The sequence below is a fragment of the Burkholderia cepacia genome (assembly GCF_001039005.1).
In the GTDB taxonomy this organism is placed as follows: Bacteria; Pseudomonadota; Gammaproteobacteria; order Burkholderiales; family Burkholderiaceae; genus Burkholderia; species Burkholderia theae.
This window is the reverse complement of the sequence record NZ_LDWR01000055.1, coordinates 202,180-228,226: the sequence shown is the minus strand read 5'-3', so window position 1 is coordinate 228,226 and position 26,047 is coordinate 202,180. Positions and strand designations below refer to the sequence as shown.

The window sequence follows — 26,047 nt, the reverse complement described above, 5'->3', positions numbered from 1 at the left end:
CGGACGCCGCGAACGCGATGCATTCGTGCCGCCCGGTGGATTAACCGGTTCGGACATCATCGATGTGCAGTTCGAAGCACTTCGATGCGTCCGATCCCGGAACGCGGGGCGCGCCGCCCCCGCTTCAATGACATGACCGACATGCATTGTCCGGGAGCTTGCGCGTTGACCACAAGCAAACCATCTCGATATTCAGCATCCCTGCAACAATATGCCGCGGGAAACGGGAACCGCCCGGGGGTGCGTCAGTGTGCCTCTTCCCAGTTCGCGCCGGCACCCACCTCGGCGACGAGCGGCACCTTCAGCTTCGCGACGCCGCACATCATTTCCGGCAGCTTCTCGCGCACGAGCGACAGTTCGTCGTCGGGCACCTCGAGCACCAGTTCATCGTGCACCTGCATGATCATCCGCGACGCAAGCCGGTCGCGCGTGAGCCAGTCGTCCACCGCGATCATCGACAGCTTGATCAGGTCGGCCGCCGTGCCCTGCATCGGCGCATTGATTGCCGCGCGCTCGGCCGCCTGGCGGCGCGGGCCGTTGCCGCCGTTGATCTCCGGCAGCCACAGGCGGCGACCGAAAACGGTTTCGACGTAGCCCTTCTCCTTCGCGATCGCGCGCGTGTCTTCCATGTACTGCGCGACGCCCGGATAGCGGGCGAAATAACGGTCGATATAGAGCTTCGCCGCGTCGCGCGTGATGCCGAGGTTCGACGCGAGCCCGAACGCGCTCATCCCGTAGATGAGCCCGAAGTTGATCACCTTCGCGATCCGGCGCTGGTCGGAATGGACCTCCAGCGGCGTCACGCCGAACACCTCGGCGGCCGTCGCGCGGTGGATGTCCTCGCCCTGCGAGAACGCGCGCAGCAGCGACGCGTCGCCCGAGATGTGCGCCATGATCCGCAGTTCGATCTGCGAATAATCGGCTGACACGATGTGGTGGCCCGGCGATGCGATGAACGCCTCGCGGATCCGTCGGCCTTCGGCCGTGCGCACCGGAATGTTCTGAAGATTCGGATCGTTCGATGCGAGGCGGCCCGTCACCGCGACGGCCTGCGCATAGTTCGTGTGCACGCGGCCCGTTGCGGGATTCACCATGCGCGGCAGCTTGTCGGTATAGGTCGACTTCAGCTTCGACAGCCCGCGATGCTCGAGCAGCAGCTTCGGCAGCGGGTAGTCCTCGGCCAGTTTCTGCAGCACTTCCTCGTCGGTCGACGGCGCACCGCTCGGCGTCTTCTTCACGACCGGCAACTGCAGCTTCTCGAAGAAGATCTGCCCGATCTGCTTCGGCGAACCGAGATTGAATTCGCCGCCCGCCAGTTCGTACGCCTGCGCTTCGAGCTCGATCAGGCGCGTCGCGATTTCGGTGCTCTGCGCCTGCAGGCGCACGTCGTCGATCAGCACGCCCGTGCGTTCCATCTTGCGCAGCACGAGCGACACGGGCATCTCGATCTCGCGATAGACGCGCTCGAGGCCCGGTTCGCGTGCGACCTGCGGATACAGCGCATGATGCAGCTGCAGCGTGACGTCCGCATCTTCGGCCGCGTATTCGGCGGCCTGCGCGAGCGCCACGTCGTCGAAACCGATCTGCTTCGCGCCCTTGCCGGCCACGTCTTCATACTTGATCGTCTTGACGCCCAGATGACGCAGCGCAAGGCTGTCCATGTCGTGCGTGCGGTGCGATTCGACCACGTACGATTCGAGCAGCGTGTCGTGCTCGATGCCGTTCAGCGCGATGTCGTAGTTCGCGAGCACCTGCGCGTCGTATTTCATGTGCTGGCCGACCTTCTTGCGATCGGCCGATTCGAGCCACGGCTTCAGGCGTGCGAGCACTTCGTCGAGCGGAAGCTGCTCGGGCATGTCGGGGCCGCGGTGCGCGACCGGCAGGTAGGCAGCCTTGCCCGGCTCGACCGAGAACGACAGGCCGACCAGCCGCGCGAGCATCGGGTCGAGCGCGGTCGTCTCGGTGTCGAACGCGGTCAGCGCCGCCGCGTCGATCTTCGCAAACCACGCGTCGAACTGTTCCCAGGTCTGGATCGTGTCGTATTCACGGACGATGTCGGCCGCCACCACCGGTGCCGGCTCGCCTTCCGGCGCATCGGCGCCGCCGCCTTCCGCTGGTGCGCTGTCGACTTCGCGCAGCCACGTCTTGAAGCCGTAGCGCGCGAAGATGTCGCGCATCAGGTCGCGCGCTTCGCCGTCGCTCTTCAACGACGCTTCGATCGATTCGAGATGCGGCGCGAGATCGCAGGCCGTCTCGACGGTCACGAGCTGGCGGCCCAGCGGCAGGAAATCGAGCGCGCGACGCAGGTTGTCGCCGACCACGCCCTTGATCTCGCCCGCGTGCTCGATGACGCCGTCGAGGCTGTCGTATTGCGCCAGCCATTTCACGGCCGTCTTCGGCCCGCACTTCTCGACGCCCGGCACGTTGTCGACGGTGTCGCCGATCAATGCCAGGTAGTCGATGATCCGCTCGGGCGGCACGCCGAATTTCGCGATCACGCCGTCGCGGTCGAGCGTCTCGTTGGTCATCGTGTTGACGAGCGTGATGCGGTCGGTCACGAGCTGCGCGAGATCCTTGTCGCCCGTCGACACGATCACGTTCATCCCGTGCCGTTCGGCTTCGCGCGCGAGCGTGCCGATCACGTCGTCGGCCTCGACGCCCTCGACCATCAGCAGCGGCCAGCCGAGCGCGCGCACGGCGCCGTGGATCGGCTCGACCTGCAATGCGAGGTCGGGCGGCATCGACGGACGGTTTGCCTTATAGTCGGCATAAAGGTCGTCACGGAACGTCTTGCCCTTTGCATCGAACACGCAAGCGCTATACTCTGCACTGACTTCCTTGCGCATACGGCGCAGCATGTTGATGATTCCGTAGAGCGCTCCTGTCGGCTCCCCGCCAGGGCCACGCAAATCAGGCATCGCATGGTAGGCCCGATACAGATAGCTCGAACCGTCAACCAATAGCAGGGTCTTACCTTCCAGATTTCGTTCTTCAGGCATTATGAACAAGAGAAAAGTGATTCCGAGTCTGCGTTCGCTCGCAGATCAAGAACGCGCGACGGCCAAGAAGGCGCGCGCATCGTGGCAGATGTTCACGATTATGGCAGAGTTTATCGAGGCGACCGAGTACCTGTCGGAGATCCGCCCGGCTGTCAGCATCTACGGTTCTGCCCGCCTCAAACCCGACACGCCGCACTACAAGCTCGCCGTGCAGATCGCGCGCAAGCTGTCCGACGCCGGCTTCGCCGTGATCTCCGGCGGCGGCCCCGGCATCATGGAAGCCGCGAACAAGGGCGCGCACGCCGGCAAGGCGCCGTCGGTCGGCCTGAACATCGAGCTGCCGCACGAGCAGGCCGGCAACCACTACCAGGACATCTCGCTGCGCTTCCGCCACTTCTTCACGCGCAAGGTCACGTTCGTGAAGAACTCGGATGCGGTGATCGTGATGCCGGGCGGTTTCGGCACGCTCGACGAGCTGTCCGAAGTGCTCACGCTGATCCAGACGAAAAAATCGCGCCTCGTGCCGATCATCCTCGTCGGCAGCGAGTTCTGGAAGGGGCTGCTGCAATGGTTCCGCGACCAGCTGATTCCGATGGGCCTGATCAATCCGGAAGACATGGATCTGATGCAGGTGATCGACGATCCCGACCAGGTGCTCGACGCAGTGCTCGCGTTCTACGAGGACAGCGGCGAGGAAGAAGGCGAAGGCTCGGAAGAGCAGCAGCCGCGGCCTGACGAAGACCGGATGTTCTATCTGTAATTCATCGGTGGCATGAGCCGGCCCGACGGCCGGCGTACTGCTTCCGGCGCGGCAGGCCTGGCGACTCGACCACCTGCCGCGCGTCACTTTGTAACGCGCTGTTAATCGCGCTTCGCGGCCGCGCGCCGCCGAATGTCAAATCCGTGCAGCCGATGCCGCGCGATGCGGCGCAATCGTCCATACCCGCGGCCCGCCATTGTCAAATTGCGCGGCCCGATACCCGCACCCCGCCCTCGCCGGCCGCCAACCCGCTGTAATAAACCCGCCTCGCCTTTTCCGTCACGCGCCAGCACACTGCATTCTGTCGGCGCGGCGTTCCCCCCGGTGGAACGGTCCCCCTCGCTTCCATCGCGTCGCGCCGGCCTATTCATAACGACCTCACGGAAAAGAACATGCAACGCTCGCTGATCGCCCTCGCCTTCGCCGGCCTCGGCCTTTCGCTGTCCGGCCTCGCTCATGCAGTCAACGTCGACGTCAACATCGGCACGCCCGCGCCGGTCGTCGTCGCCCCCGCACCCGTCATGGTCGCCCCGGGGCCCGCGGTCATCGTCGGCTGGCATGGCGACCGCTACTGGGACGGCCACCGTTACTGGGAACGCCGCGAGTGGGAAGATCACCAGCGTCATCGCGGTCACGACGACCACGACCGCCGCGGCGACGACCGACGCGGCGACTACCACTGCCCGCCGGGACACGCGAAGAAAGGCGAGTGCTGATCGACCTCGCCATCGCCTGACAAGCAGGGCCGCCCGCGCGCTTCGGCGCCGGGCGGCCTTGTCGTTTCTGGCGCCTCGCCTCGGAAAACGCGGCGGCCGCCGGGATACCGAACGGGGCAACCCGGTGCGGGCCGATCGCACAACGCGCTGGCAATCCGGCCGGGCATCCGCGCAGTCGACCGTGCGCTACGGATACATGACATGAGGTGGTAGGATCGACCTCACACAAGGCCATTCCCGCCACCATGCCACTCATCAGGATCTGGGCAGTCGATCATGCCCTCGCGTCCGGCATCGCCGCGCCGACCGACATCCTTACCGCGGCCAATCATCTCGCTCCCACGACGCCGGCCCGCCGGACAGTCGCCCCGTTCCGGTGGCGCATCGAATCGATCGACGGCCGGCCGGTTCGCACGGCCTCCGGCCAGATCGTCCCGGTCGACGGCACGATCGACGGCGGCAGTGCCGCCGATGCAATCTGGCTGACCGCCCCGTTCGTCGCCGATCTGGAGCGGCTGCTCGCACGCCCCGGCTCGCTCGCGCCGCTGCTCGACGCGCTGCGCCGACAGCATGCGCGCGGCACGCTGATCGCGACTTATTGCACCGGCGCGTTCCTGCTGGCCGAGGCCGGCTTGCTCGACGGACGCGCCGCCACCACGCACTGGTCGAAAGCGTCGACCTTCCAGGCGCGTTACCCGGACGTCGCGCTGCGCGCATCGGAGGTGCTGACCGAGCAGGACGGCATTCTCTGCGGCGGCGCCATCACGTCGTATCAGAATCTCGCGCTGCGCCTCGTCGACAAGCTCGCGAACCCGCGTCTTGCGGCGTCAGTCGCGAAGCTCATGCTGATCGACATGAACCGCATTTCGCAGGATTCGTACATCGATGTCTCGCAGATGAGCCACACCGGACACGATGATGCGGCTGTTGCGCGCGCACTGCGCTGGATGGAAAGACACCTGCGCGAGCCGTTCAGCCTCGCCCGCTTGAGCGAGCACGTGGCGATGAGCGAACGCACGCTGCATCGCCGCTTCAGGGAGGCGGTGGGAGCACCGCCGCTCAAGTATCTGCAGACGCTCAGGATCGAGGTCGCGAAGCGGCTGCTGGCCGAAACGAAGATCGGGGTCGACGCGATCTGCGAGCGCGTCGGCTACACGGACATCAGCGGCTTTCGCCAGCTCTTCAAGCGCGAGACGGGCATTGCGCCCGGCGAATATCGCCGCCGCTTCATGCGCTAGCCGTCTGGCATCGGCATCGATCGCAATGTCCGAAATGGCATTGCCGAATGGCAGTTTCGCCACTTCGCGCGCAAGGGCGCGGTTCCTACACTGGGTTCACGTCGCCCGGATCCGGGAACGACGCTCTCTCAACCGAACCAGGACACCACCATGCCGATGATCGACGTCGCGATCCCCGAAGGTGCGCTCGCGCAGCCTGCCGAAGCGCAATTGATTAGCGAACTGACCGAGATCCTGATCCGTCACGAAGGACTCGACCCGAGTGACCCGCGCGTGCGGGATGTGACGTGGATCTTCGTCCACCGGCCGGCGGCCGTGTACCGCTCCGGCGAACTGGCGCCCGCGCCGATCTACCGGATCGTGCCGACCGTGCCGGAAGGCCAGTACACGGACGCCGCGCGCGCCGGGCTGATCGCCGACGTCACGGCTGCGGTCGCACGCGCGGAAGGCGTCTCGCTCGACGCCATCGCGTCGCGCGTCTGGGTGCTGCCGACGGAAATCGACGACGGCTGCTGGGGCAGTCGCGGCACCGTACGCCGCCTGCCGGACATCATGGAATATTTCGGCGGGGCGACGCTGCGCTCGCTCGGGGAACAGCGGCTGGCGATCAAGCGGCAGGCGGACGCGATCGGGATGCTGGAGGCCGTCCTCGATGCGATGCGAGATACGCACCGCGATCGGTCGCACGGCGGCACCGCCACACCCGCGCACTGACGTACGCGCGCCGGTATCCGACACTCAAGCGCATCGGCGCGCTCGCAACCAGGGCGCTGCGCGTCAAGCCGGCGCCCCCGCCAGCGGGAGTGGCGCGAGTTCCGGATGCGCGCCGAGCCGGGCCGCAAGGAAATCCATCAGCAACCGGCTCCGCAGCGGGAGATGCGTGCGCTGCGGCATGCACAGATAGAGCCCGTAGCGAGCGGTGGCGTGCTGCGTCAGCAGCGGCACGAGACGGCCCTCGCGCACGTGCGCGTGGACCGAATAACCGAAGAACTGGCCGATCGCGGCACCGCTCAGCACGATGTCGAGTTCGGCGTCGATGTCGTTGGTCGCGATGAACGGGTGCACCTGTTGCGTGTCGACGCGGCCGTCGACGAGAAACTCCCATGGAAACGGCTTGCCCGTGCGCGGATACAGGAACGCCGTGCAGCGGTGATCGCGCAATGCATCGACCGTTTGCGGCTCGCCGTGGCGGCGCAGATACGCCGGCGCCGCGCAGACGACCAGCTGCAGATCGGCGACGCGGCGCGCGATCAGCCCGCTGTCGGGCAGATTGCCGGTCCGCACCGCGATGTCGATCCGCTGCTCGACGATGTCGGCCATGTCGTCGCTGACGATCAGCTCGGCCGTCACGCCCGGCTGCCGGTCGCAGAACTCGCCGAGCAACGGCGCGAGAAAGCGCCGGGCGAGCGAGTAAGGCGCCGCGACGCGGATCGTGCCGACCGCGTGCGCGCGATCGTCGTCGAGCGTACGCAACGCGGTTTCCAGTTCTCCGACCGCGCCGCGGCATTGCGCGAGCAGGCGCTCGCCCTCGGCCGTCAGCGCGATGTGATGCGTCGAGCGCTGGAACAGCCGCACGTTCAGCAGCGCCTCGAGCGCGGCGACCTGCTTGCTGGCCGCCTGCGGCGTCATGCCGAGCTCGCGTGCGCCCGCGCTGATGCCGCCCGCGACTGCGACGCGCACGAATACCGTCAGCGCCTTCAAACGATCCATTCGGTGCTCCTGTCGAACCCGGCACGTCCGGGCACTCGTCAATGGCGTCGCGACGCCGGTCCGTCAAGTTGAATCGGTTTCAACCGGACCGGTGCTACTCGCGTGCCGCCCCGCTTCGCACAATGGCGCCATCTTCGACGATCAGCCCGCACGGGCCGCTCACCATGAACCTGCGCTCGTTTTCCATCGCCTCCCGCGCCGCCGTCGCGGCCGCCTCGATCATCGCCGGTGCGTCGTCGCCCGCGCTCGCGGACGATGCGCCCGCCCGCGTCGTCGAGACGGTGCTGCTGCGAACCACGCACGCATGGGACGGCTCGCCCTACCGAGCCTACCCGACGCATCAGCCCGAGGTGACCGTCGTACGCTACACCATCCCGCCGCACGCCGTACTGCCCTGGCACACGCATCCGTCGATCAACATCGGCTACGTGCTGTCGGGCCATCTGACCGCCGTACGCCGCAGCGACGGCAAGCGGCTGGCGCTCGGCCCCGGCGACGTGGTGCCGGAAATGGTCGATGGCGCACATCGCGGCGAAACCGGCGACGAGACCGCCGAGCTGATCGTGTTCTACGCCGGCACGCCCGGCGCACCGCTGACCGTTCCGGACGGCGAAGACTGAGCGCCGGCCCTTCGGCCGGCTCGTTTCACCCTGACGCGGAGCGCCACCCATCATGTCCGATTCACACACCCGATCCATCCCCTCCTCCACGACGCAGCCGCGGCCCCGGCTCGACGGGCGCGTCGCGCTCGTCACGGGCGGCGGCACCGGCATCGGCCGGGCGGCCGCACTCGCGTTCGCGCGCGACGGCGCCCGCGTCGTCGTGGCCGGACGCCGCGCGGCGCCGCTCGACGACACCGTGCGCGCAATCGCCGAACGCGGCGGCGAAGCGTTCGCGATCCCCGTCGACATCGCCTCGGCCGACGGCATACGCGCGCTCGTCGACGCGACGGTCGAACGCTACGGCGCGTTGCACGCGGCGTTCAACAACGCCGGCACGGAGGGCACGTTCGCGCCGATCGTGGAGCAGACGGAGGCCGACTTCGACGACGTGATCGCCACCAACCTCAAGGGCACCTGGCTGTCGATCAAATACGAGATGGAGGCGATGCTCGCGCACGGCGGCGGTGCAATCGTGAATACGTCGTCCTGGCTTGCGAAAGGCGCGCTGGCCGGCTCGTCGACCTATTCGGCGAGCAAGGGCGCGCTCGATGCGCTGGTGCGCGCGGTCGCGCTCGAAGGCGGCCCGCACGGGATCCGGATCAACAACGTCAACCCCGGCATCATCGACACGCCGATGGCGCGCCGGTTCGGCGACGACGAGATGTTCCGCCCGTTCGCCGCGTTCACGCCCGCGCGGCGGATCGGCACCCCCGAGGACGTGGCGGACGCGGCCGTCTGGCTCTGCAGCGACGAAGCGCGTTTCGTGACCGGCGAATCGATCCTCGTCGACGGCGGCTACACGATCGGCGGCATGCGCTGATCGGCGCCTCACGGAGGATGAATCAATGGAGTACGTGAGACTGGGAACGTCCGGGCTGAAGGTGTCGAAGCTGTGTCTGGGCTGCATGACCTACGGCGATCCGTCGTGGCGGCCGTGGGTCGCGACCGAGGACACGGCGCGCCCGTTCATCCGCGCGGCGCTGGACGCCGGTGTGACGTTTTTCGACACGGCCGACATCTACTCGGGCGGCGAGAGCGAACGCATTCTCGGGCGCGCGCTGCGTGATTTCGCGACGCGCGACGACGTGGTGATCGCGACCAAGGTGTTCTTCCCGACCGGCGACGGTCCGAATGCGCGCGGGCTGTCGCGCAAGCATCTGTTCGCAAGTATCGACGCGTCGCTGCAGCGCCTCGGGACCGATTACGTCGATCTCTACGTCGTTCACCGGTTCGATCCGGATACGCCGATCGACGAAACGCTCGACGCGCTCGACGCAATCGTGAGGAGCGGCAAGGTCCGTTATCTCGGCGCCTCGTCGATGCATGCGTGGCAGTTCATGAAAATGCTCGCATTCCAGCGGCATCACGGCCTCGCCCGGTTCGCGTCGATGCAGAGCCAGTACAGCCTGATCTGCCGCGACGACGAACGCGACATGCTGCCGCTGTGCATCGAGGAAGGCGTCGCGTACACGCCGTGGTCGCCGCTTGGCCGCGGGTTGCTGGCCGGCTCGCGCGATGCCGGGACGACGCGGGCCGCGACCGACCGGCAGATGGTGTCCTGGTACGACGGCCGCGACGCGGTCGCGGCGACCGTCGAGGCCGTCGGACAGGTGGCGCAGGCACGCGGCCTGGCGCCCGCCCGGATCGCCCTCGCGTGGGCGCTGCGACGGCCCGGCGTCACGGCGCCGATCGTCGGATTGTCAAAGCCGCATCACGTGACCGATGCGCTCGCGGCGCTCGACCTGACGCTTGACGATCGAGAAACCGCGGTGCTCGAAGCCGCGTTCGACCGGACGATCGAGCCGGTGCAATGGTAACCACGGCCACGGCAACTGACCGGGTCGAGTCAGGAAGCTGAAGCCGTGCAATCCACCGCCGGCAGGCCGGACGGCGCAAAGCCCGGCGGCGGCGCCCCGCAAGGCCCGCCGGTTGTCACGCTTACTGGAACGCCACTTCCGCAAAACTCCGCAGCTTCCGGCTATGCAGCTTGTCGAGCCCGTTCGTGCGCAGGATCTCCATCGCCTTCACGCCGATCTGCAGATGCTGATCGACCTGCCCGCGATAGAACGTGTCGGCCATCCCCGGCAGTTTCAGCTCGCCGTGCAGCGGCTTGTCCGATACGCACAGCAGCGTGCCGTACGGCACGCGGAAACGGAACCCGTTCGCGGCGATCGTCGCGCTTTCCATGTCGAGCGCGACCGCGCGGCTCTGCGACAGCCGCTGCACCGGCTCGCGATGATCGCGCAGTTCCCAGTTGCGATTGTCGACGCTCGCGACCGTGCCCGTGCGCATCACGCGCTTCAGTTCGACGCCCTCGAGCCGCGTGACGTCGGCCACCGCGCGCTCCAGTGCGAGCTGCACTTCGGCGAGCGCCGGAATCGGCACCCACAGCGGCAGGTCGGCGTCGAGCACGTGATCCTCGCGCACGTAACCGTGTGCGAGCACGTAGTCGCCGAGGCGCTGCGTGTTGCGCAGCCCCGCGCAGTGACCGAGCATCACCCACGCGTGCGGACGCAGCACCGCGATGTGATCGGTGATCGTCTTCGCGTTCGACGGACCGACGCCGATATTGACCATCGTGATCCCGCTGCCGTCCGCGCGCTTCAGGTGATACGCGGGCATCTGCGGCAGGCGCGGCGGCGCGGCGCCCTCGGCCGGCTCGCTGCCGAGGTTCGCGTTGTACGTGACGACATCGCCCGGCTCGACGAACGCGCTGTACTGGCTGCGGTACGCGCGCACCTCGGGATCGGTGCTTTCCGTCATCATCGTGCGGCCGAGCTTCACGAACTCGTCGATGTAGAACTGGTAGTTCGTGTAGAGCACGTAGTTCTGGAAATGCGTGGGCGACGTCGCCGTGTAGTGACGCAGCCGGTGCAGCGAGAAGTCGACGCGTGCGGCCGTGAACAGCGCGAGCGGATGCGGCTCGCCCGGCGCCGGCTCGAACGTGCCGTTGACGATGCGGTCGTCGAGATACGACAGGTCGGGCGTGTCGAAGATGTCGCGCATCGCGAGCAGGCGGTCGCGGTCGAGCTCACCCTCGAGATGGATGCCTTCCGGGAACGCGAAATGGACCGGAATCGGCTGCGACGACACGCCGATCTCGATCTTGACATGGTGGTTCTTCGACAGCAGGCGCAGTTGCTCGCGATAGTAGTTCGCGAAGAGATCGGGGCGCGTGACCGTCGTCTCGAACACGCCGGGGCCGGCGACGAAACCGTACGAACGGCGCGAGTCGACGTGCGTGTTGACGTCGGTGCGGATCCGCACGAACGGGTAGCACGCACGCACGTGCTCGGTAATCGGTTCGTGGCGGCGATAGCGCGCGAATGCGTCTCGCAGGAAGCCGGTATTCGTGTCGTAGATGGCGGACAGCCGCGCGACGGCGGCGATCGAATCGTCGAAAGCCTCGACCGACGGGCTCTCGGGCGTCAGCACCCGGTGCCGGCGGCTCAAATCGTTCTTCATTTTCATCACCTCGTCTGATCCGACGACATTACCACGGAACCCGGGCGCCCTTATGGCCGCCCGGATACACGCAGGGGCCGGATGGTGCGCAGTATTTGCTAAAATCGGTGGGTTCACTGGAGACTCATCATGAAGCCGCTCATTCTCGTCGCCGCTGCCGTCGCGTTTGCCGCCGCCAGCAGCGCTTACGCCGCCGGCGCCACGCCTGACGCCGACGCGCAGGCCCGGGCCGAGGCCAACGAAGCCGCCGGCCTGCCCGATCTCCGCAAAATCAACCGGCCGGGCGCCGAAGTCTCGTCGAAAGTCGACTTCGCCGACATTCGCCGCACGCCGAGCTTCCACGAAAAGAGCAAGAACGGCACCGAGGTCACCGAGTACCGCGACCGCGGCAAGCCGGTCGAGATCGACGTGAAGTCGAACTTCGGCACGCGCTACCAGATGAGCTCGACGCCCGACACGTCGCCGAAGCCGCACGACGCGGGCATCCCGATCACGCGCCTGCCGTCGCTGAACCTGCACTACTGATTTTGTGGCGCGCCGTGTCGATCACGGCGCGCCGCCTCCCCTTCACCTGCTGTTGCGACGCACGCCGCACGCGTGCCGACAACCTGACCTGACGCATCTCGCATGGCCGTTTTCACTGCTGTTTCCGACTCCGATCTCGCGCAATGGATGCGCCACTACGAACTGGGCGACGTGCTTGCGTTCCGCGGCATTCCGTCCGGTATCGAAAACAGCAATTTCTTCCTGACGACGACACGCGGCGAGTACGTCCTCACGATCTTCGAAAAGCTCACGGCGCAACAACTGCCGTTCTACCTCGACCTGATGCGCCATCTGGCCGGCCACGGCGTGCCGGTGCCGGATCCGGTGCCGCGTGACGACGGCGCGCTGTTCGGCGAGCTGCACGGCAAGCCGGCCGCGATCGTCACGAAGCTCGACGGCGCGGCCGAACTCGCGCCGGGGGTCGAACACTGCATCGAGGTCGGACAAATGCTCGCGCGCCTGCACCTCGCGGGGCGCGATTACCCGCGCAATCAGCCGAACCTGCGCAGCCTGCCGTGGTGGCAGGAGAACGTGCCGGCGATCGTGCCGTTCATCACGGACGCGCAACGCACGCTGCTCGAAGGCGAACTCGCGCACCAGGCCAGCTTCTTCGCGTCGGACGACTACGCGGCGCTGCCGGCCGGGCCGTGCCATTGCGACCTGTTCCGCGACAACGTGCTGTTCGCGCACGCGGCGCCCGGCACCGGCCACAACGTGCGGCTCGGCGGCTTCTTCGACTTCTATTTCGCCGGCTGCGACAAGTGGCTGTTCGACGTCGCGGTAACCGTCAACGACTGGTGCGTCGACCTCGCGACCGGCGTGCTCGACGTCGCGCGCGCCGATGCGCTGCTGCGCGCCTACCAGACGGTGCGGCCGTTCACGGCCGAGGAGCGTCGCCACTGGAGCGACATGCTGCGCGCGGGCGCGTACCGCTTCTGGGTGTCGCGCCTGTACGACTTCTACCTGCCACGCGCGGCGGAGATGCTCAAGCCGCACGACCCCGGCCATTTCGAACGCATCCTGCGAGAGCGTATCGCCCATACGCCCGCGCTTCCCGAGATCCAAACCGCATGCAACTGATCGAAGTGCCCGCCAAAACGGGCTATGTCTGGTTCCGTCAAGGCGTCTGGCTGTTCCGCCGGAACCCGCTCGCGTTCATCACGCTGTTCTTCACGTACCTGCTGGCGATCACGCTGGTGTCGATGGTGCCCGTGATCGGCTCGGCGCTGCCGCTGGTGTTCATTCCCGGCATCGCGGTCGGCTTCATGGCCGCGTGCCGCGACACGGTGGCCGGCAAGCCGGTGATGCCAACGATCCTGATCGACGGCTTCCGCTCGTACGGCGCCGTCGCATCCCAGCGGCTGCTGGTGCTCGGCGTGATCTACGTCGCGTCGATGGTGCTCGTGTTTGCCGCGTCGTCGTTCGTGGACGGCGGCGCGCTGTTCCACGTGATGATGGGCGCGGCGGACGAAGCGAGCACGACGCCGGAAACGCTCGCCGCGCAAGGCACGCTCGGCGCGCTGTTCTTCGCGACGCTGCTCTATCTGCCGATCTCGATGCTGTTCTGGTTCGCGCCGGTGCTGGTCGCGTGGCATGACGTCCCGCCCGCCAAGGCACTGTTCTTCAGCATCGTCAGCTGCTGGCGCAATCGCGGCGCGTTCACCGTGTACGGCGCGCTGTGGTTCGGCGTCGCGCTCGGCACGTCGCTCGCGCTGTCGCTGCTGCTGCAGGCGCTCGGCGCCGGCGCCTATGCGCTGACGATCATGATGCCGGTGACGATCATCATCGTCACGATGCTGTATTGCTCGTTCTACGCGACCTATCGCGGCTGCTTCGGCGTGCAGGAGCCGGGCGCGCCGACCGCCACGTCGGGCCGCTGAAACCTCTCCCGGCCGGCGCGCGCCGCCGGCCGTCATGCTGTTCCGCGCGCCGGGTTGTCTCCCGGCGCCTCTCCCGATCCCCCTATCTCGCGGCATCCGCCCCTGGCCGGGCGCCCCTGGCCGGGCGCCCCTGTTCAACCCGATCTTTTGCGCGCAAAATAATTTGTGTGCAAATTGTTCGCGCGTCCGCCGCGCCTCCCGAATCATGGACCGCCTGCCCCCGCTACCCCAGACGCTCGACGAGCAGCTGTGCTTTGCGCTCTACTCGACTTCCCACGCGATGACGAAGGCGTACAAGCCGCTGCTCGACAAGCTGTCGCTGACCTATCCCCAATATCTCGCGATGCTCGTGCTGTGGGAGCGCGACGACATCGCGGTGAAGGACATCGCCGCGCGGCTCGACCTCGATCCGGCTACCGTCACGCCGCTGCTCAAGCGGCTGGAAGCGCTCGGCTACGTCGAGCGCGTGCGCAGCGCGGCCGACGAACGCGTCGTGAACGTACGCGTGACGCCGGAAGGCCGTGCGCTGAAGGACCTCGCACGCTCGGTGCCCGCCGATCTCTTTTGCGCGATGCAGCAAACCCCCGAGTTCCTGGTCAGGTTGCGCGCGGATCTCCAGCAGTTGCGCGACGCGCTGTCGGCCGCCAACGAACGCTGACGAGCGAGCGTCGGCCGACTGGCCCGGCACCGCCGGGCTTTTTCTTCAAAATTTCATTTGCACACTAATGATTAGTGTTCTATATTTTCTTCGTGGCCGGCGACATCCCGTTCGACCGGGCCGCTTTTCTCCCCTTTTCCCGACAGGAGCTGCACGATGAACATTCTGTACAAGACCAGCGCCACGAGCACGGGCGGCCGCGACGGCCGCGCAGTATCCGCCGACAACAAGCTGGAAGTGAAGCTGGCCGCGCCGCGCGAACTCGGCGGCACGGGCGCGGAAGGCACGAATCCGGAGCAACTGTTTGCCGCAGGTTACTCGGCCTGCTTCCTGAGCGCGATGAAATTCGTCGCCGGCCAGAACAAGCAGGCGCTGCCGGCCGATACGCAGGTCACGGCGGAAGTGGGCATCGGCCCGAACGACGCAGGTGGCTTCGGGCTCGACATCGAACTGCGCGTGTCGCTGCCGGGGCTCGACAAGGCCGACGCGCAGGCGCTGGTCGACAAGGCGCACCACGTGTGCCCGTATTCGAACGCCACGCGCAACAACGTGCCGGTGCGCCTGACGGTCGTCTGACGCGACGCAAGGCCGCGAATGCAAAAAGGGCGCGTGCGGCATCTAGCCGCACGCGCCCTTTTGCGTGACTCGCCGGAGCGGCGGGCCGGCGGGCCCGCCTGCGCTGCTTAGCGCGAGCCGAGCGAATACGGGCGGTTCATCGCCGCTTCGCGATCGATTTTGCGCATACGGAATTCGAGATCGTAGATGTCGGTCGCTTCGGACAGGTACGCCTCGGCGCGCTCTTTACGGGCCGTTTCAGCGTTCTTGGTCAGCATCAGGAAGAGGTGGCTCAGCAGGTACATGGTCGATCTCGCAATCCAAAGGTTCTTTGACTAGGGTTTTCCCGAATTATAGGGAAAACCCTAGGCTTTGGCCAGCGTCGATCAGACGATGCGTCGTTCGGTCGCCACAGTGCGGCGATGTGTTTCGAAAAATGCCCAGATCATCGAGCTCGCATCGGGGCCAACGGCCGCATGAAACGGCACGGCTTCGTCGCCGCCGGCCCACGCATGATCGAGCCCTTTCACATGGCAGAGCCGCACGACCGGTTCGCCATCGCGGCAGACATCGGTGATCTGCGCGCCCGAGTCGCGCGTCTCGACCCGCTCGCCGCCGCGCAGCGCACCGCGGCTGTCGGCCAGCCCGTTCAGGCGCATGAATTGCACCGTCAGCTGGTCGGCATTCTTCGGCGCGACGACGTGGTCGCCGTCGCCCTGGACGATCAGCGCGGGCATGCCCGGATACGTGCCGGCATCGACCAGCGCATCGACGGCCGCGGCCGGGTTCTGTCGCAGGCCGCGCCGCATCACGTCCATCGCGGTGATGCCGGAATTCGCCTCGCCGAGCGCGGGGCCCGAGTGCAGCGCCACCGCCGCGAAGCGGTCGGGATGGTGCAGTGCAAGAAGCGCCGCGAGGCCCGCGCCGGCCGACAGCCCCGCGACATAGACGCGCGACGCATCGAAGCCGTGTTCGTCGACAACCGCGTCGACGAGCGACGCAACCGAATTCGCCTCGCCGCGGCCCGCGCGCTCGGTGTCTTCATACCAGTGCCAGCAGCCGTGCGCGTGCGCGCGCAGCGACTGCTCCGGATACAGCACCGCGAAACCGTGCTTGTCGGCCAGCAGGTTCATCCGCGTGCCCTGCACGAATTCGTCGACGGACTGCTGGCAGCCGTGCAGCATCACGACGAGCGGCATCGCGCCGCGCCGGCGGCCGGGCGGCACGTAAAGGCCATACGCAAGATTCTGGACGAGACGCCCGAGCGCGGGTGCCATCGGATGTTCGCCGCGCGTCCATTCACCCGCCGCCCATGCGGCCGCACGCGGACGCACGCGTGATTCGCGCGGCGGGGACAGATCGGATACGGCGGGAGAGGCAGCGGCCTCGAGTGCGTCGCGTGTGATGCGCTGCGCATCGCGCACCGCAGTTTTGGCGGCCGGAGACAGCATGCGTTTCATGCCGCCCAGCCACACCTTGGTCAGACTTTTGGTCATCGATCGGGCTCGCAGTCAGGAAAAATAGGGGCGCCATGAAGGCGCCGCAGCGGATGCATCGTTCGGCTTTGTGCAATGCACCATAACATTGTTTCTGGGATTTTTCCTGCGCGCGGATAGTTCCCGGCGGTGCAAAAAACAGGGCGCGTGCGCACGCGGCGCTATACTGGGGTTTCGCCGCTTGTATCCGTTGTAGTCGTTCTTCCCGGCTCGCGCGTTGATTTAAGCATCCTCCCCGCCTCCGTTCGTCCGTTTTCCGATGTTCGACCTGTCGTCTCACCTGTGGATCATGATCACCGCGTTCGGCGGCGCCGGCCTGACCTTGCCGCTCGCGATCACGATCGCCGTCTGGCTCGCGCTCGGTTACTCGTGGCAGCGCGCCACCGCCTGGCTGGGCGTGCTGGCGGCCGCGATCGGCGTGGTCGCGCTGACGAAGATCGCGTTCCTCGGCTGGGGCATCGGCATCCGCGCGTGGGATTTCACGGGGTTCAGCGGCCATGCGATGCTGTCGACGTCGGTCTATCCGGTCGCGATTTTCCTGATGCTGATCCGCACGCGCACGCCGGTGCGGATCGTCGGCATCGCGCTCGGGCTCGCGGCCGGCGTCGCTGTCGGCGTATCGCGTGTCGCGCTCGATGCGCATTCGCCGTCCGAATCGATCACCGGCTGCATCGTCGGCGCGATCGCCGCGCTCGCGTTCATCGCCGGCTCGTGGCGCGCGGTGCCGCACCGCTGGTCAGTGCCGGCGGTCGTCGCGAGCCTCGCGCTCGTCACCGTCGCGCTGCACGGCATCACAGTGCCGTCGCATCGCTGGGTCACCAAGGTTGCGCTGCAACTGTCGGGGCACGAGCGCCCGTTCGTCCGCGCGCGTTGGAAGGCCAATCCGAACTACCGCCCCGCGTCGCAACCGTCGTCTCTGCAGCGCACCGAATCGGCGACGCACACGCTCCACACGTGACAGGCCGCCCGGCCGTCACGCCCGCCTCCTTTCAGGTCTGACCAATTCATGCACGCCGTCGCATGATCGGTATGTCGAGCGTTATAACCCGCCCTATATTACGATTACGTTTTCCACCCATTCAAACGAATCCACCATGCGCTCACCCGTCCGTCCGCTTCGCCGCACCCTGCTCCGCCTGCTGCCGATCGTCACGCTTGCCGCCGGTGTCGGGTTCAGCGCGCCCGCTTCCGCCGCCGACGAACTGGTCGTGTCGGCGGCCGCCAGCCTGACGAACGCGTTCAAGGCCGTCGGCGACGCATATGAGAAGCAGCATCCGGACACCAAGGTGCTGTTCAACTTCGGTGCGTCGGACGTGCTGATGCAGCAGATCGCCAAGGGTGCGCCGGCCGACGTGTTCGCATCGGCCGACCAGAAGGCGATGGATCGCGCGGCCGACGAAAAGGTGATCGTGCCCGGCACGCGCCGCGACTTCGCCGCGAACTCGCTCGTGCTGATCGTGCCGGCGGACAGTCACGCGGCCGCGCCGACGTCGCTGAACGACCTGACCGCGCCCGGCGTGAAGCGCATCGCGTACGGCGACCCGGCATCGGTGCCGGTCGGCCGCTACACCGAAGGCGCGCTGCGCGCGGCCGGCGTGTGGGACGCCGTCAGCGCAAAGGGCGTGCTGGCCGCCAATGTGCGCCAGAGCCTCGACTACGTCGCGCGCGGCGAGGTCGACGCGGGCTTCGTGTTCGGCACCGACGCCGCGATCATGCCCGGCCGCGTGAAGGTGGCGCTGACGGTGCCGACCAAGACGGCCATCACCTATCCGATCGCTGTGGTCAAGGACAGCCGCCACGCCGCGCAGGCGCAATCGTTCATCGATTTCGTCTCGTCGGCGCAGGGCCAGGCCGTGCTGTCGACGTTCGGTTTCAAGCCTGCGGGCAAGTGAGCATATGGAGATGCAAGGCGCCTGGGTACCGCTGCTGCTGTCGCTGAAGGTCGCCGGCTGGGCGACCGCGCTCGACATCGTGCTCGGCGTCGCGGCCGCGTTCGCGCTCGCGCGCTGGCGCTCGCCGATGCGCGACGTCGTCGATTCGCTGCTGACGCTGCCGCTCGTCCTGCCGCCGACGGTGCTCGGCTATTACCTGCTCGTGCTGCTCGGCCGGCGCGGCGTGTTCGGCGCCTGGCTCGACAAGCTCGGCATCGAGCTCGTCTTCACATGGCAAGGTGCGGTGATCGCGTCGATGATCGTTGCGTTTCCGCTGATCCTGAAGTCGGCGCGTGCCGCGTTCGAGGGTGTGGATCCGCATCTCGAACGCGCCGCGCGCACGCTCGGGCTCGGCGAAGCCGCGGTGTTCTTCCGCGTGACGCTGCCGCTCGCCACGCGCGGGATTCTCGCGGGCGCGCTGCTCGCGTTCGCACGCGCGCTCGGCGAGTTCGGCGCGACGCTGATGATCGCGGGCAACCTGCCCGGCCGCACGCAGACGCTGTCGGTCGCGATCTACGCGGCCGTGCAGGCCGGCGACGACAGTACCGCCAACTTTCTCGTGCTGGTGACGTCGATCACCTGCGTGCTCGTGCTGCTCTCGGCCGGCTGGCTCGTGCCGGCGCGCGCGTCGCGGAGTCAGCTGACATGAAGCATTTGCCTCGTCCGTATCGGCTGTCTCGCCCGGCGGCCGAATCGCTTCGGCGGAGGCCCGCATGAGCCTCGTCGTCGACATCCGCAAGACCTACGCGAACGCCGAGCGCCACTTCACGCTCGACATGTCGTTCGCGGCAACGACACAGCGCGTCGTGCTGTTCGGGCCGTCCGGCGCGGGCAAGAGCATGACGCTGCAGGCGATCGCCGGCCTGCTGTCGCCGGACGAAGGCACGATCACGCTGAACGATGAACCGCTGTTCGACGCCGCGCGCCGCATCGACGTGCCGACCCGTGAACGCCGCGTCGCGTACCTGTTCCAGGATTACGCGCTGTTTCCCCATCTGAACGTGCGCCAGAACATCGCGTTCGGGCTCACGTCGGGGCTGCGCAACCCGCGCGCGAAAACGGTGGCGCCCGAAGTCGCGTACTGGCTGCACGCGTTCGATCTCGAAACGCTCGCGGGGCAATATCCATCGCAACTGTCCGGCGGGCAGAAACAGCGCGTCGCGCTGGCGCGCGCACTGGTCGCGCAACCGCGCATCCTGCTGCTGGACGAACCGTTCGCGGCGCTCGACGGCGCGATGCGCCAGCGCATGCGCCACGAGCTCGCCGAACTGCAGGCGCGGCTCGATATCCCGATGGTGCTGATCTCGCACGATCCCGACGACGTCGCCGCATTCGGCGATCAGGTCGTGCAGTTGAGCGAAGGACGCGTGCAGGCGACATCGCCGCACGCCGAGTGGCCGACGCGCGTCGCATGAGCGCGCGAGGCCGTGGTCGTGGCAGGCACGTTGGAGCCTGAGAGAAGCCGCATGTAGCGGCATAAGCTGAAAACGGAAACGAAGCTGGCGCCAAGCAGACGCTGCGCGACGCCGGCTTCACTCCGTCCTTCTTCGCACGAGCGCCGAAGCGCGCCGCCTTGCCCGCGCCGTCAGCCCGTCACCGCGAGAATCACGCTCGACGCCTTGAACAGTGCGATCGCCCGCCGTCCGTCGGCGAGCTGCAGCGCATCGACGCTGTCGTTGGTGACGACGGCCGTCAGCGTCCCGCCGCCGTCGAGCGCGAGCGTCACTTCGCTGTTCACCGCGCCCACCGTGACGGATTCGACGCAGCCGCGTAGTTGGTTCCGTGCGGACACCTTCAGGTCGGGTGCGCCATCGTCGACCGCGAGCACGACCCACGACGCCTTCACCAGCGCGCATGCGTCCGCGCCCGCCTGCAGGCCGAGCGCATCGGCGCTTTCGTGCGTCAGCACGGCGACGACCGGCTGCCCGCCCGGCAGCGTGAGCGTTACCTCGTCGTTGACCGTACCGCGCACGATCGACGCAACCTTGCCGAACAACTGGTTGCGCGCGCTGGTCTTCATCCCGATCCGGCCGATCAGCGCCCAGTCGACGTCGAAGCCGGCAACGGCCGCGCTCGCGGCCTCGATGAAACGGCGATGCTCGCGCTCGATCGTGCGGAACGCGGCGATCAGCGACGTCGCTCGCGCCGTCAGCGTCGTGCCGCCGCCGCCCTTGCCGCCCGTCGAACGCGCGACGAGCGGCTCGCCGGCGAGATTGTTCATCGTGTCGACCGCATCCCATGCGGCCTTGTAGCTGAGGCCGACGGCCTTTGCCGCGCGCGTGATCGAACCGGTGTCGCCGATCGCCGCGAGCAACGCGATGCGCGTGGCGCCGCCGAGCGTCTGCTCGCCTGCGCGCAACCACAGCTCGCCGCCCAGTTCGAGCGGTTCGAAGGACGGGGAAGAATGCGGTGCGTCGGTCATCGGCAGGCGTGTGGGAAACGGGTGGCCATTATAGTCAGCGTGCACCGCTCAACGCGGCTTGCCGTCGAGCTTCGGCGGACGCAGGCTGGCCAGCAGCGCCTCGGCGTCGCGCGCCGCGCGCTGCTCGAGCGCCGCACCGTAACCGCGCACGAAACCGAGCTGGTACGGCGGCGCCGCCAGTTGCTCGAGATGATGCAGCGCGACGATCGTGTCGTTCGCTTCGCCAAGCACGCTCTGCACGCGCGTGAGCGTCTTGACCGTCTCGGTACGCGTGCGGCGCGACGCCAGCGACGCAAAGAATTCAAGCGCATAGCGCAGCCGCTTCGCATCGATCCGCACCTGATGGCGCGCCGCCGTATCGAGCGAAGTGAGTGGCGGCGATGCGTAAAGTTCGCCGAACAGCCGGCGCACGCGCTTGGTCGCGTGACGCCGCAGCGAGGGCGCGTCGCCGGCTTCGGCAGGCGGCAGCGCGAGCGAACTCAACCATTCGAGCCAACCGAGCGTCAGCCGCGCATAGCGGGCCGAATGCAGCGCCTGCCGCAGTTCGACGCGCGCGGTCACGCACTGCGCGCGCGCCGCGTCGAGCGTGCCGTCCCAGTCGGCGCCGCCGCCGTCGGCCGCGATCAGCGCGGGCAGGCTTTCCGTCGAGAACACGTCCCAGTCGCGCACCGTGCCGAGCAGCGCGGCAAGCCAGCGCAGGTCGACGCCGAAGGTGTCCTGCCATTGCCGGTCGGCGAATAGAGGAAAGAAGCGCATCAGCGTGCGCAGGCGGCGCAGCGCGACACGCATCTGGTGCACGAATTCGGGATCGTCGCGATCGAGCACGCCGCCCTCGTTGCCGAGCCATTGCGCGGCGATGTCGCCGGACAGCGCGAACAGCGCGGCACGCTGCGAGCGGATGCCCGTCAGGTCGACGAGCTGCGCCTTGACGGGCCCCGCGGCGGCCGGCTCGCCAGCACAGGCGCGGTCGATCACGCTCGTCAGTTGCACGAAGGCGGGCCACGCGCCGCTCAGTTCGCGCGCCGCGGCAAACAGCGCGTGCAGCGCGGCCGTGCGCGCGGCAAGGGTTTCCCAGTCGGGCGCGGTGAGACGCAACTCGACGTAGCGACGCGGCGGCTCGCCGCCGCCGTGCAGCGTGACGTCGTCGAGCGTCATCTCGACCACGACGCCGCTGTCGTCCGCCCACCGCCCGCGCCGCCGTTCGCTGACGAGGCGCACCGCCGTCGACTCGGGCAGCTCACCGGCGGCCGAGGGCGCGGTGGCGTTCGGCGCGACGCCGTCGACTTCGCCGATCGCCGGATCGGCGTCGGCCGGCGCGGCGGTCACGGGTACAGGTAACGGCATCGCGACGGCGATCCCCGCATGTTCCGCGTCGAACAGTTCGCGCTGCGTGACGCCGGGCGCGAACGCCCTGGTGCGGGACGCAACGACCCGCCTTCCATGCGCATTCGACTCGACCCAGGTCCACCAGCTCGCGCCGGGGCTCGGCTCGGCCTCCTCGACCTGGCACGGCTCGATCGTCACACGTTCATGGCCTCGACGCATCCGGACCTGCGGACAGATCCGCCACGCACGCACGAGTTCGGCGCCGAAGTCGCGCTGCGTGCCTCGGGCGCGACTCGCAGCCTTGACCGGCCAACCTTCCAGCGACAGCGACAACACGATTTCCAGCACACGCGACATGGAGGCTCCCGCACATGAAGAATCGCCGGCGCATCGACCGCGCCGGCGTCGTCTGTGAAGCAACTTCCATAGTACACGTCGCAAAACCGCTCAGGCGACGATCTGGCCCTGTCGCCCTGTCGCACATCAAACGGCGTATTGCGCGAGGCCGTTGCCGAACGACCAGTCCTCCTTCAGCACCTCGACCAGACTGATGAATACGTCCTGCTGCCGCACGCCGGGCTGCTGCGCGAGGTTCTCCGCGATGGCCCGGTACAACGCCCGCTTCTGCTCGAGCGTGCGCGTGTTGTTCGCGGTGATCTGGATCATCACGAGATCGTCGCTGCGTTCGATATCGAGGTAATGGCGGCCGAACACGAAGTTCTCGGCCGCATGCTCGGTCACGACCATGAAGATGTCGTCTTCGGGCACGTTGAACGTGTGCATCAGCGCGCGATGCACGCCGTCGACGAGTGCCGCGCGGTAGGCGGCCGGTTTGCCCTCGCGCACTGCGATTCGGGTGAATGGCATGGTCCTGCTCCTGTCGGTGACGTTGAAGAACGGAAACACGGCGTCAGGTTAGGCTCACCGATCTATAATAAACAGTCATTTATGCATATTTCATCCATTTACATCTGAAATGAAAGTACTCGACCTCGATGCCGTGCGCGCGTTCGTGCTGGTCGCCGATCTCGCCAGCTTCACGCGCGCCGCCGATGCGCTCGGCACCACGCAATCGGCCGTCAGCCTGAAGCTGAAGCGGCTGGAGGCGCACCTCGGCAAGCCGCTGCTTGAGCGCACGCCGCGCGTGGTCAAGCTGGCCGCCGACGGCGAGAGCTTCCTGCCGGCCGCCCGTGCGCTGCTCGACGCGCACGACCACGCGCTCGGCGCGATCTCGGCCGGCTCGCATCGCCTGTCGCTCGGCGTCAGCGAGCACGTCGCGGTGCCCGACCTGCCGGCCGTGCTCACGAGCCTGCATCGGCAGGATCCGGGGCTGTCGCTGGAAATGCATCTCGGGATGTCGTCGAGCCTGCTCGTGCAATACGACGAACGCCGGCTCGACGCGGCGATCGTGCGGCACGAACCCGGCGAGGATCCGCCGCGCGAAGACGGCACGCTGCTGTTTACCGAGCCGCTGGCCTGGCTCGCCGCGCCGGACTGGGCGCCGCGCGCGGACGAGCCGCTGCCGCTCGCGGTGCTGGCCGGCCCGTGCGGCGTGCGGGCCGCCGCGCTGCGCGCGCTCGATCTTGCGGGGCGGCCGTGGCGCGAGCGCTTCACCGGCGGCGGGGTCGCGGCGGTCACGGCGGCCGCCGCGGCGGGGCTCGCCGTCTGTCCGCTCGCGCGACGCGTAGCACCGCGCACGCTGGTCGACGTCGGTGCGAAATTCGGGCTGCCGCCGCTGCCGCTGTCGCAGGTCGTGCTGTATTCGCGGGTGCGCGACGCCCGGGCGGCCGCCGCGTTGCGCAGGTTTGCCGACAGCCTTGCAATCTCGGCGTAAACTAACGGGTTCCGCCGCCCGCAATCTCCTGAAGAATTCCGATGAAGCCCGAAGCCCGCAAGCACCTCCGCGCCAACCTGCTGATGCTCGCCGCCGCCGCGATCTGGGGCACGGCTTTCGTCGCGCAACGCCTGAGCCTCGACGTGATCGGGCCGTTCCTGTTCACCGGGCTGCGCTTCCTGCTCGGCGCGCTCGTGCTGGTTCCGCTGCTGATGCTCAACGCGGCATCGCGCGCGCAGCTCGCGGCGATCCGTCGCGATCCGGCGCTGCTGCTGCCGGGCCTCGCGCTCGGCGGGCTGCTCGCCGTGTCGATCTCGCTGCAACAGTTCGGCCTGCAGTACACGCGGGTCGCCAACGCGGGCTTCATCAGCTCGCTGTACGTCGTGATCGTGCCGCTGATGGGCGTATTCGCGCGTCACCGGATCGGCGCAGGCACCTGGTTCGGCGCGCTGCTCGCGGCGATCGGCCTGTATTTCCTCAGCATCGACGAGCATTTCTCGGTGCTCTACGGCGACTGGTTCCAGCTCGCGGGCGCCGTCATCATCGCCGCGCACGTGATGGCGGTCGGCCATCTCGCGAAGCGCCACGATCCGCTCGTGCTCGCGTTCATGCAGTTCGCCGTATGCGGCGTGGCGTGTCTCGCGGTCGGCCTCGCCGTCGAGCCGGTCAGCGTCGCGATGCTGCGCGGCGCACTGCCGACGCTGTTGTACGGCGGGCTGCTGTCGGTCGGCGTCGGCTATACGCTGCAGGTCGTCGCGCAACGCGACGCGGCGCCTGCGCACGCAGCCGTGATCTTCAGCATGGAAGGCGTATTCGCGGCGATCGCCGGCTGGGCCGCGCTCGGCGAAACGCTGACGCTACGCGCGCTGTTTGGCTGCGCGCTGATGCTGGCCGGTCTGCTCGCGTGCCAGTTGCTGCCGAACGGCGACGCCCGGAAAAAGGACGAGGACGCGCTGCCGGCGTGACACGCACCGTCCCTATAATGGCGGTTCGCGTGACTTCCACGCCAACCGCTTCCGACAGGCCTGCTCCGTGACGTCCACTTCCGTCGATCCCGCCGCCGACCTGCTGCGCGAACGCGCAGCGCACTACGCCACCGAGGCGGCGCTGTTCCTGCGCGACCAGGCGCTCTCCACCGCATCGCACGACCTGCGCAGCCCGCTGAACGCGATGCATAGCTGGGCGTACGTGCTCGAACGCCAGCTCGCCAGCGCCGATCCCAACCTGCAACGCGCGCTCGCGGGCATCCGCACGGGCATCGACCAGCAAGTCGCCCTAATCGACGACGTGCTCGACGCGCCGCGCGCGGAAACCCGCACGCTCACGATCACGCCGCGGCCGTTCGCGCTGCGCGCGCTGCTCGACGACACGATCGCGCTGGTCCGTTTCGCGCTCGCTGATGCACGGCAAGTCGCGCTCGACGTAACGCTGCCGGACGGCGAATCGTCGCTGACCGCCGACCGCGAACGCATCGCGCAGGCACTCTGGACGATGCTGACGGCCGCCGTCGAGGCCAGCGCCGCGGGCGCCCATGTGACGTTCGCGTGCGCGCGCGACGGCGCGCAGTGCGTCGCGCGCGCCACCTGCACCGTGAACGCCGACGCGCTCGCCGATCCCGGGCAGCCGCACGCGTTCGAATCGTTCGCGCGCCGCGAGATGCTGCGCGAGCGCGACGCGAAGCGGATCGCCTGGGCGCTCGCGCTCTGCCAGCGCGTCGCGCTCGCGCACGGCGGCACGTTGTCGCATACCGCGTTCGCCGACGGCGCGACCGCCGCCATCACGCTCTCCGTCCCCTGCGAGGCGCCGGTGTAAGTCATCGGCCGTTCGTTCGATACATTACAAATTCCTT

The 26,047-nt window shown here is 67.8% G+C and carries 27 protein-coding genes; 19 read left to right on the top strand and 8 right to left on the bottom strand.

Annotated features, from left to right (window positions below; translation table 11 throughout):
• Positions 1–245 precede the first annotated feature (245 nt).
• The gene (polA, locus tag VL15_RS29600; RefSeq protein ID WP_048250235.1) at positions 246–2,999 is read right to left on the bottom strand and encodes a DNA polymerase I; all 2,754 of its coding nucleotides are present in this window, start codon (positions 2,997–2,999) and stop codon (positions 246–248) included.
• A gap of 1 nt (position 3,000) precedes the next feature.
• On the opposite strand from polA, the gene VL15_RS29595 reads away from it, so the two are divergent.
• The 4 genes from VL15_RS29595 (at position 3,001) to VL15_RS29580 (ending at position 6,427) form a co-directional block, all read left to right on the top strand.
• Positions 3,001–3,759, top strand: coding sequence for a TIGR00730 family Rossman fold protein (locus VL15_RS29595; protein ID WP_048250234.1), 759 nt, complete (start codon positions 3,001–3,003; stop codon positions 3,757–3,759).
• Between the two features lie 392 nt (positions 3,760–4,151).
• Complete coding sequence (locus tag VL15_RS29590; RefSeq protein WP_048250233.1) at positions 4,152–4,475, top strand: hypothetical protein; 324 nt, start codon at positions 4,152–4,154, stop codon at positions 4,473–4,475.
• 245 nt (positions 4,476–4,720) lie between these two features.
• Entirely contained in the window at positions 4,721–5,713 is a 993-nt protein-coding gene (locus tag VL15_RS29585) for a GlxA family transcriptional regulator (protein ID WP_048250232.1), read from the top strand.
• 150 nt (positions 5,714–5,863) lie between these two features.
• Positions 5,864–6,427 carry a tautomerase family protein gene (locus VL15_RS29580; protein ID WP_048250231.1) on the top strand — a complete coding sequence of 188 codons (564 nt, stop codon included), beginning with the start codon at positions 5,864–5,866 and terminating at the stop codon, positions 6,425–6,427.
• Between the two features lie 63 nt (positions 6,428–6,490).
• Here the strand turns inward: VL15_RS29580 and VL15_RS29575 are convergent, their stop codons facing one another.
• Positions 6,491–7,423: a LysR family transcriptional regulator gene (locus tag VL15_RS29575; RefSeq protein WP_048250230.1), complete on the bottom strand. Its 933-nt coding sequence runs from the start codon at positions 7,421–7,423 to the stop codon at positions 6,491–6,493.
• Between the two features lie 164 nt (positions 7,424–7,587).
• On the opposite strand from VL15_RS29575, the gene VL15_RS29570 reads away from it, so the two are divergent.
• The 3 genes from VL15_RS29570 to VL15_RS29560 are packed head-to-tail and all read left to right on the top strand — an operon-like array spanning position 7,588 to position 9,902.
• On the top strand, positions 7,588–8,043 hold the full coding sequence (locus VL15_RS29570; RefSeq protein ID WP_048250229.1) for a cupin domain-containing protein: 456 nt from the start codon (positions 7,588–7,590) through the stop codon (positions 8,041–8,043).
• A 52-nt stretch (positions 8,044–8,095) separates the two neighbouring features.
• The gene (locus VL15_RS29565) at positions 8,096–8,905 is read left to right on the top strand and encodes an SDR family NAD(P)-dependent oxidoreductase (RefSeq protein WP_048250228.1); all 810 of its coding nucleotides are present in this window, start codon (positions 8,096–8,098) and stop codon (positions 8,903–8,905) included.
• A gap of 25 nt (positions 8,906–8,930) precedes the next feature.
• Positions 8,931–9,902, top strand: coding sequence for an aldo/keto reductase (locus VL15_RS29560; RefSeq protein ID WP_048250227.1), 972 nt, complete (start codon positions 8,931–8,933; stop codon positions 9,900–9,902).
• A gap of 121 nt (positions 9,903–10,023) precedes the next feature.
• On the opposite strand, the gene VL15_RS29555 is transcribed toward VL15_RS29560, so the two are convergent.
• Positions 10,024–11,550, bottom strand: coding sequence for an AMP nucleosidase (locus tag VL15_RS29555; RefSeq protein WP_048250290.1), 1,527 nt, complete (start codon positions 11,548–11,550; stop codon positions 10,024–10,026).
• Positions 11,551–11,679: 129 nt separating this feature from the next.
• Here VL15_RS29555 and VL15_RS29550 point away from each other — a divergent pair, with 129 nt between their 5' ends.
• The 5 genes from VL15_RS29550 to VL15_RS29530 all read left to right on the top strand — a co-directional run bounded on the left by VL15_RS29550 (position 11,680) and on the right by VL15_RS29530 (position 15,210).
• Positions 11,680–12,075 carry a hypothetical protein gene (locus VL15_RS29550; RefSeq protein WP_048250226.1) on the top strand — a complete coding sequence of 132 codons (396 nt, stop codon included), beginning with the start codon at positions 11,680–11,682 and terminating at the stop codon, positions 12,073–12,075.
• A gap of 102 nt (positions 12,076–12,177) precedes the next feature.
• Positions 12,178–13,176, top strand: coding sequence for a homoserine kinase (locus VL15_RS29545; protein ID WP_048250225.1), 999 nt, complete (start codon positions 12,178–12,180; stop codon positions 13,174–13,176).
• Positions 13,167–13,976, top strand: a complete 810-nt coding sequence (locus VL15_RS29540) for a BPSS1780 family membrane protein (RefSeq protein ID WP_048250224.1) — start codon at positions 13,167–13,169, stop codon at positions 13,974–13,976. The genes VL15_RS29545 and VL15_RS29540 overlap by 10 nt, the downstream gene beginning before the upstream one ends.
• A gap of 205 nt (positions 13,977–14,181) precedes the next feature.
• Positions 14,182–14,634 (top strand): MarR family winged helix-turn-helix transcriptional regulator, encoded by a 453-nt coding sequence (locus VL15_RS29535; protein WP_048250223.1) that lies wholly within the window; start codon positions 14,182–14,184, stop codon positions 14,632–14,634.
• A 156-nt stretch (positions 14,635–14,790) separates the two neighbouring features.
• Complete coding sequence (locus VL15_RS29530; RefSeq protein ID WP_031399791.1) at positions 14,791–15,210, top strand: organic hydroperoxide resistance protein; 420 nt, start codon at positions 14,791–14,793, stop codon at positions 15,208–15,210.
• Between the two features lie 107 nt (positions 15,211–15,317).
• Here VL15_RS29530 and VL15_RS40820 read toward each other — a convergent pair whose 3' ends face one another.
• On the bottom strand, positions 15,318–15,494 hold the full coding sequence (locus VL15_RS40820; RefSeq protein WP_080970993.1) for a DUF3563 family protein: 177 nt from the start codon (positions 15,492–15,494) through the stop codon (positions 15,318–15,320).
• 81 nt (positions 15,495–15,575) lie between these two features.
• Positions 15,576–16,685, bottom strand: coding sequence for a PHB depolymerase family esterase (locus tag VL15_RS29525; protein ID WP_048250222.1), 1,110 nt, complete (start codon positions 16,683–16,685; stop codon positions 15,576–15,578).
• 259 nt (positions 16,686–16,944) lie between these two features.
• Here VL15_RS29525 and VL15_RS29520 point away from each other — a divergent pair, with 259 nt between their 5' ends.
• From VL15_RS29520 to VL15_RS29505, 4 genes are all read left to right on the top strand, one after another.
• Positions 16,945–17,643, top strand: coding sequence for a phosphatase PAP2 family protein (locus VL15_RS29520; RefSeq protein WP_048250221.1), 699 nt, complete (start codon positions 16,945–16,947; stop codon positions 17,641–17,643).
• 136 nt (positions 17,644–17,779) lie between these two features.
• Positions 17,780–18,577: a molybdate ABC transporter substrate-binding protein gene (gene modA, locus VL15_RS29515; protein ID WP_048250220.1), complete on the top strand. Its 798-nt coding sequence runs from the start codon at positions 17,780–17,782 to the stop codon at positions 18,575–18,577.
• Positions 18,578–18,587: 10 nt separating this feature from the next.
• A complete protein-coding gene (gene modB, locus VL15_RS29510) occupies positions 18,588–19,265 on the top strand; it encodes a molybdate ABC transporter permease subunit (RefSeq protein WP_048250219.1) in 678 nt (225 codons plus the stop codon).
• A 64-nt stretch (positions 19,266–19,329) separates the two neighbouring features.
• Positions 19,330–20,031 carry a sulfate/molybdate ABC transporter ATP-binding protein gene (locus VL15_RS29505; RefSeq protein WP_048250218.1) on the top strand — a complete coding sequence of 234 codons (702 nt, stop codon included), beginning with the start codon at positions 19,330–19,332 and terminating at the stop codon, positions 20,029–20,031.
• A 170-nt stretch (positions 20,032–20,201) separates the two neighbouring features.
• Here VL15_RS29505 and VL15_RS29500 read toward each other — a convergent pair whose 3' ends face one another.
• The 3 genes from VL15_RS29500 to VL15_RS29490 all read right to left on the bottom strand — a co-directional run bounded on the left by VL15_RS29500 (position 20,202) and on the right by VL15_RS29490 (position 23,231).
• Positions 20,202–21,038: a TOBE domain-containing protein gene (locus VL15_RS29500; protein WP_048250217.1), complete on the bottom strand. Its 837-nt coding sequence runs from the start codon at positions 21,036–21,038 to the stop codon at positions 20,202–20,204.
• Positions 21,039–21,086: 48 nt separating this feature from the next.
• Complete coding sequence (locus VL15_RS29495) at positions 21,087–22,721, bottom strand: CHAD domain-containing protein (protein ID WP_048250216.1); 1,635 nt, start codon at positions 22,719–22,721, stop codon at positions 21,087–21,089.
• A 126-nt stretch (positions 22,722–22,847) separates the two neighbouring features.
• Positions 22,848–23,231 carry a tautomerase family protein gene (locus VL15_RS29490; RefSeq protein WP_048250215.1) on the bottom strand — a complete coding sequence of 128 codons (384 nt, stop codon included), beginning with the start codon at positions 23,229–23,231 and terminating at the stop codon, positions 22,848–22,850.
• Between the two features lie 109 nt (positions 23,232–23,340).
• On the opposite strand from VL15_RS29490, the gene VL15_RS29485 reads away from it, so the two are divergent.
• The 3 genes from VL15_RS29485 to VL15_RS29475 all read left to right on the top strand — a co-directional run bounded on the left by VL15_RS29485 (position 23,341) and on the right by VL15_RS29475 (position 26,010).
• Positions 23,341–24,198, top strand: a complete 858-nt coding sequence (locus VL15_RS29485) for a LysR family transcriptional regulator (protein ID WP_048250214.1) — start codon at positions 23,341–23,343, stop codon at positions 24,196–24,198.
• 41 nt (positions 24,199–24,239) lie between these two features.
• On the top strand, positions 24,240–25,163 hold the full coding sequence (locus VL15_RS29480) for a DMT family transporter (protein ID WP_048250213.1): 924 nt from the start codon (positions 24,240–24,242) through the stop codon (positions 25,161–25,163).
• 67 nt (positions 25,164–25,230) lie between these two features.
• The gene (locus VL15_RS29475) at positions 25,231–26,010 is read left to right on the top strand and encodes a sensor histidine kinase (RefSeq protein WP_048250212.1); all 780 of its coding nucleotides are present in this window, start codon (positions 25,231–25,233) and stop codon (positions 26,008–26,010) included.
• The last annotated feature ends 37 nt before the right edge of the window (positions 26,011–26,047 follow it).

What these genes read in the sequence shown, in the direction of transcription:
- VL15_RS29580 (WP_048250231.1), top strand. Translation starts at nt 5,864, where the DNA reads ATGCCGATGATCGACGTCGCGATCCCCGAAGGTGCGCTCGCGCAGCCT.
- VL15_RS29555 (WP_048250290.1), bottom strand. Translation starts at nt 11,550, where the DNA reads ATGAAGAACGATTTGAGCCGCCGGCACCGGGTGCTGACGCCCGAGAGC.
- polA (WP_048250235.1), bottom strand. Translation starts at nt 2,999, where the DNA reads ATGCCTGAAGAACGAAATCTGGAAGGTAAGACCCTGCTATTGGTTGAC.
- modB (WP_048250219.1), top strand. Translation starts at nt 18,588, where the DNA reads ATGCAAGGCGCCTGGGTACCGCTGCTGCTGTCGCTGAAGGTCGCCGGC.
- VL15_RS29590 (WP_048250233.1), top strand. Translation starts at nt 4,152, where the DNA reads ATGCAACGCTCGCTGATCGCCCTCGCCTTCGCCGGCCTCGGCCTTTCG.
- VL15_RS29535 (WP_048250223.1), top strand. Translation starts at nt 14,182, where the DNA reads ATGGACCGCCTGCCCCCGCTACCCCAGACGCTCGACGAGCAGCTGTGC.
- VL15_RS29565 (WP_048250228.1), top strand. Translation starts at nt 8,096, where the DNA reads ATGTCCGATTCACACACCCGATCCATCCCCTCCTCCACGACGCAGCCG.
- VL15_RS29530 (WP_031399791.1), top strand. Translation starts at nt 14,791, where the DNA reads ATGAACATTCTGTACAAGACCAGCGCCACGAGCACGGGCGGCCGCGAC.
- VL15_RS29520 (WP_048250221.1), top strand. Translation starts at nt 16,945, where the DNA reads ATGTTCGACCTGTCGTCTCACCTGTGGATCATGATCACCGCGTTCGGC.
- VL15_RS29540 (WP_048250224.1), top strand. Translation starts at nt 13,167, where the DNA reads ATGCAACTGATCGAAGTGCCCGCCAAAACGGGCTATGTCTGGTTCCGT.
- VL15_RS29575 (WP_048250230.1), bottom strand. Translation starts at nt 7,423, where the DNA reads ATGGATCGTTTGAAGGCGCTGACGGTATTCGTGCGCGTCGCAGTCGCG.
- VL15_RS29595 (WP_048250234.1), top strand. Translation starts at nt 3,001, where the DNA reads ATGAACAAGAGAAAAGTGATTCCGAGTCTGCGTTCGCTCGCAGATCAA.
- VL15_RS29560 (WP_048250227.1), top strand. Translation starts at nt 8,931, where the DNA reads ATGGAGTACGTGAGACTGGGAACGTCCGGGCTGAAGGTGTCGAAGCTG.
- VL15_RS29585 (WP_048250232.1), top strand. Translation starts at nt 4,721, where the DNA reads ATGCCACTCATCAGGATCTGGGCAGTCGATCATGCCCTCGCGTCCGGC.
- VL15_RS29505 (WP_048250218.1), top strand. Translation starts at nt 19,330, where the DNA reads ATGAGCCTCGTCGTCGACATCCGCAAGACCTACGCGAACGCCGAGCGC.
- VL15_RS29545 (WP_048250225.1), top strand. Translation starts at nt 12,178, where the DNA reads ATGGCCGTTTTCACTGCTGTTTCCGACTCCGATCTCGCGCAATGGATG.
- VL15_RS29570 (WP_048250229.1), top strand. Translation starts at nt 7,588, where the DNA reads ATGAACCTGCGCTCGTTTTCCATCGCCTCCCGCGCCGCCGTCGCGGCC.
- VL15_RS29525 (WP_048250222.1), bottom strand. Translation starts at nt 16,685, where the DNA reads ATGACCAAAAGTCTGACCAAGGTGTGGCTGGGCGGCATGAAACGCATG.
- VL15_RS29480 (WP_048250213.1), top strand. Translation starts at nt 24,240, where the DNA reads ATGAAGCCCGAAGCCCGCAAGCACCTCCGCGCCAACCTGCTGATGCTC.
- modA (WP_048250220.1), top strand. Translation starts at nt 17,780, where the DNA reads ATGCGCTCACCCGTCCGTCCGCTTCGCCGCACCCTGCTCCGCCTGCTG.
- VL15_RS29490 (WP_048250215.1), bottom strand. Translation starts at nt 23,231, where the DNA reads ATGCCATTCACCCGAATCGCAGTGCGCGAGGGCAAACCGGCCGCCTAC.
- VL15_RS29485 (WP_048250214.1), top strand. Translation starts at nt 23,341, where the DNA reads ATGAAAGTACTCGACCTCGATGCCGTGCGCGCGTTCGTGCTGGTCGCC.
- VL15_RS29550 (WP_048250226.1), top strand. Translation starts at nt 11,680, where the DNA reads ATGAAGCCGCTCATTCTCGTCGCCGCTGCCGTCGCGTTTGCCGCCGCC.
- VL15_RS29500 (WP_048250217.1), bottom strand. Translation starts at nt 21,038, where the DNA reads ATGACCGACGCACCGCATTCTTCCCCGTCCTTCGAACCGCTCGAACTG.
- VL15_RS29495 (WP_048250216.1), bottom strand. Translation starts at nt 22,721, where the DNA reads ATGTCGCGTGTGCTGGAAATCGTGTTGTCGCTGTCGCTGGAAGGTTGG.
- VL15_RS40820 (WP_080970993.1), bottom strand. Translation starts at nt 15,494, where the DNA reads ATGTACCTGCTGAGCCACCTCTTCCTGATGCTGACCAAGAACGCTGAA.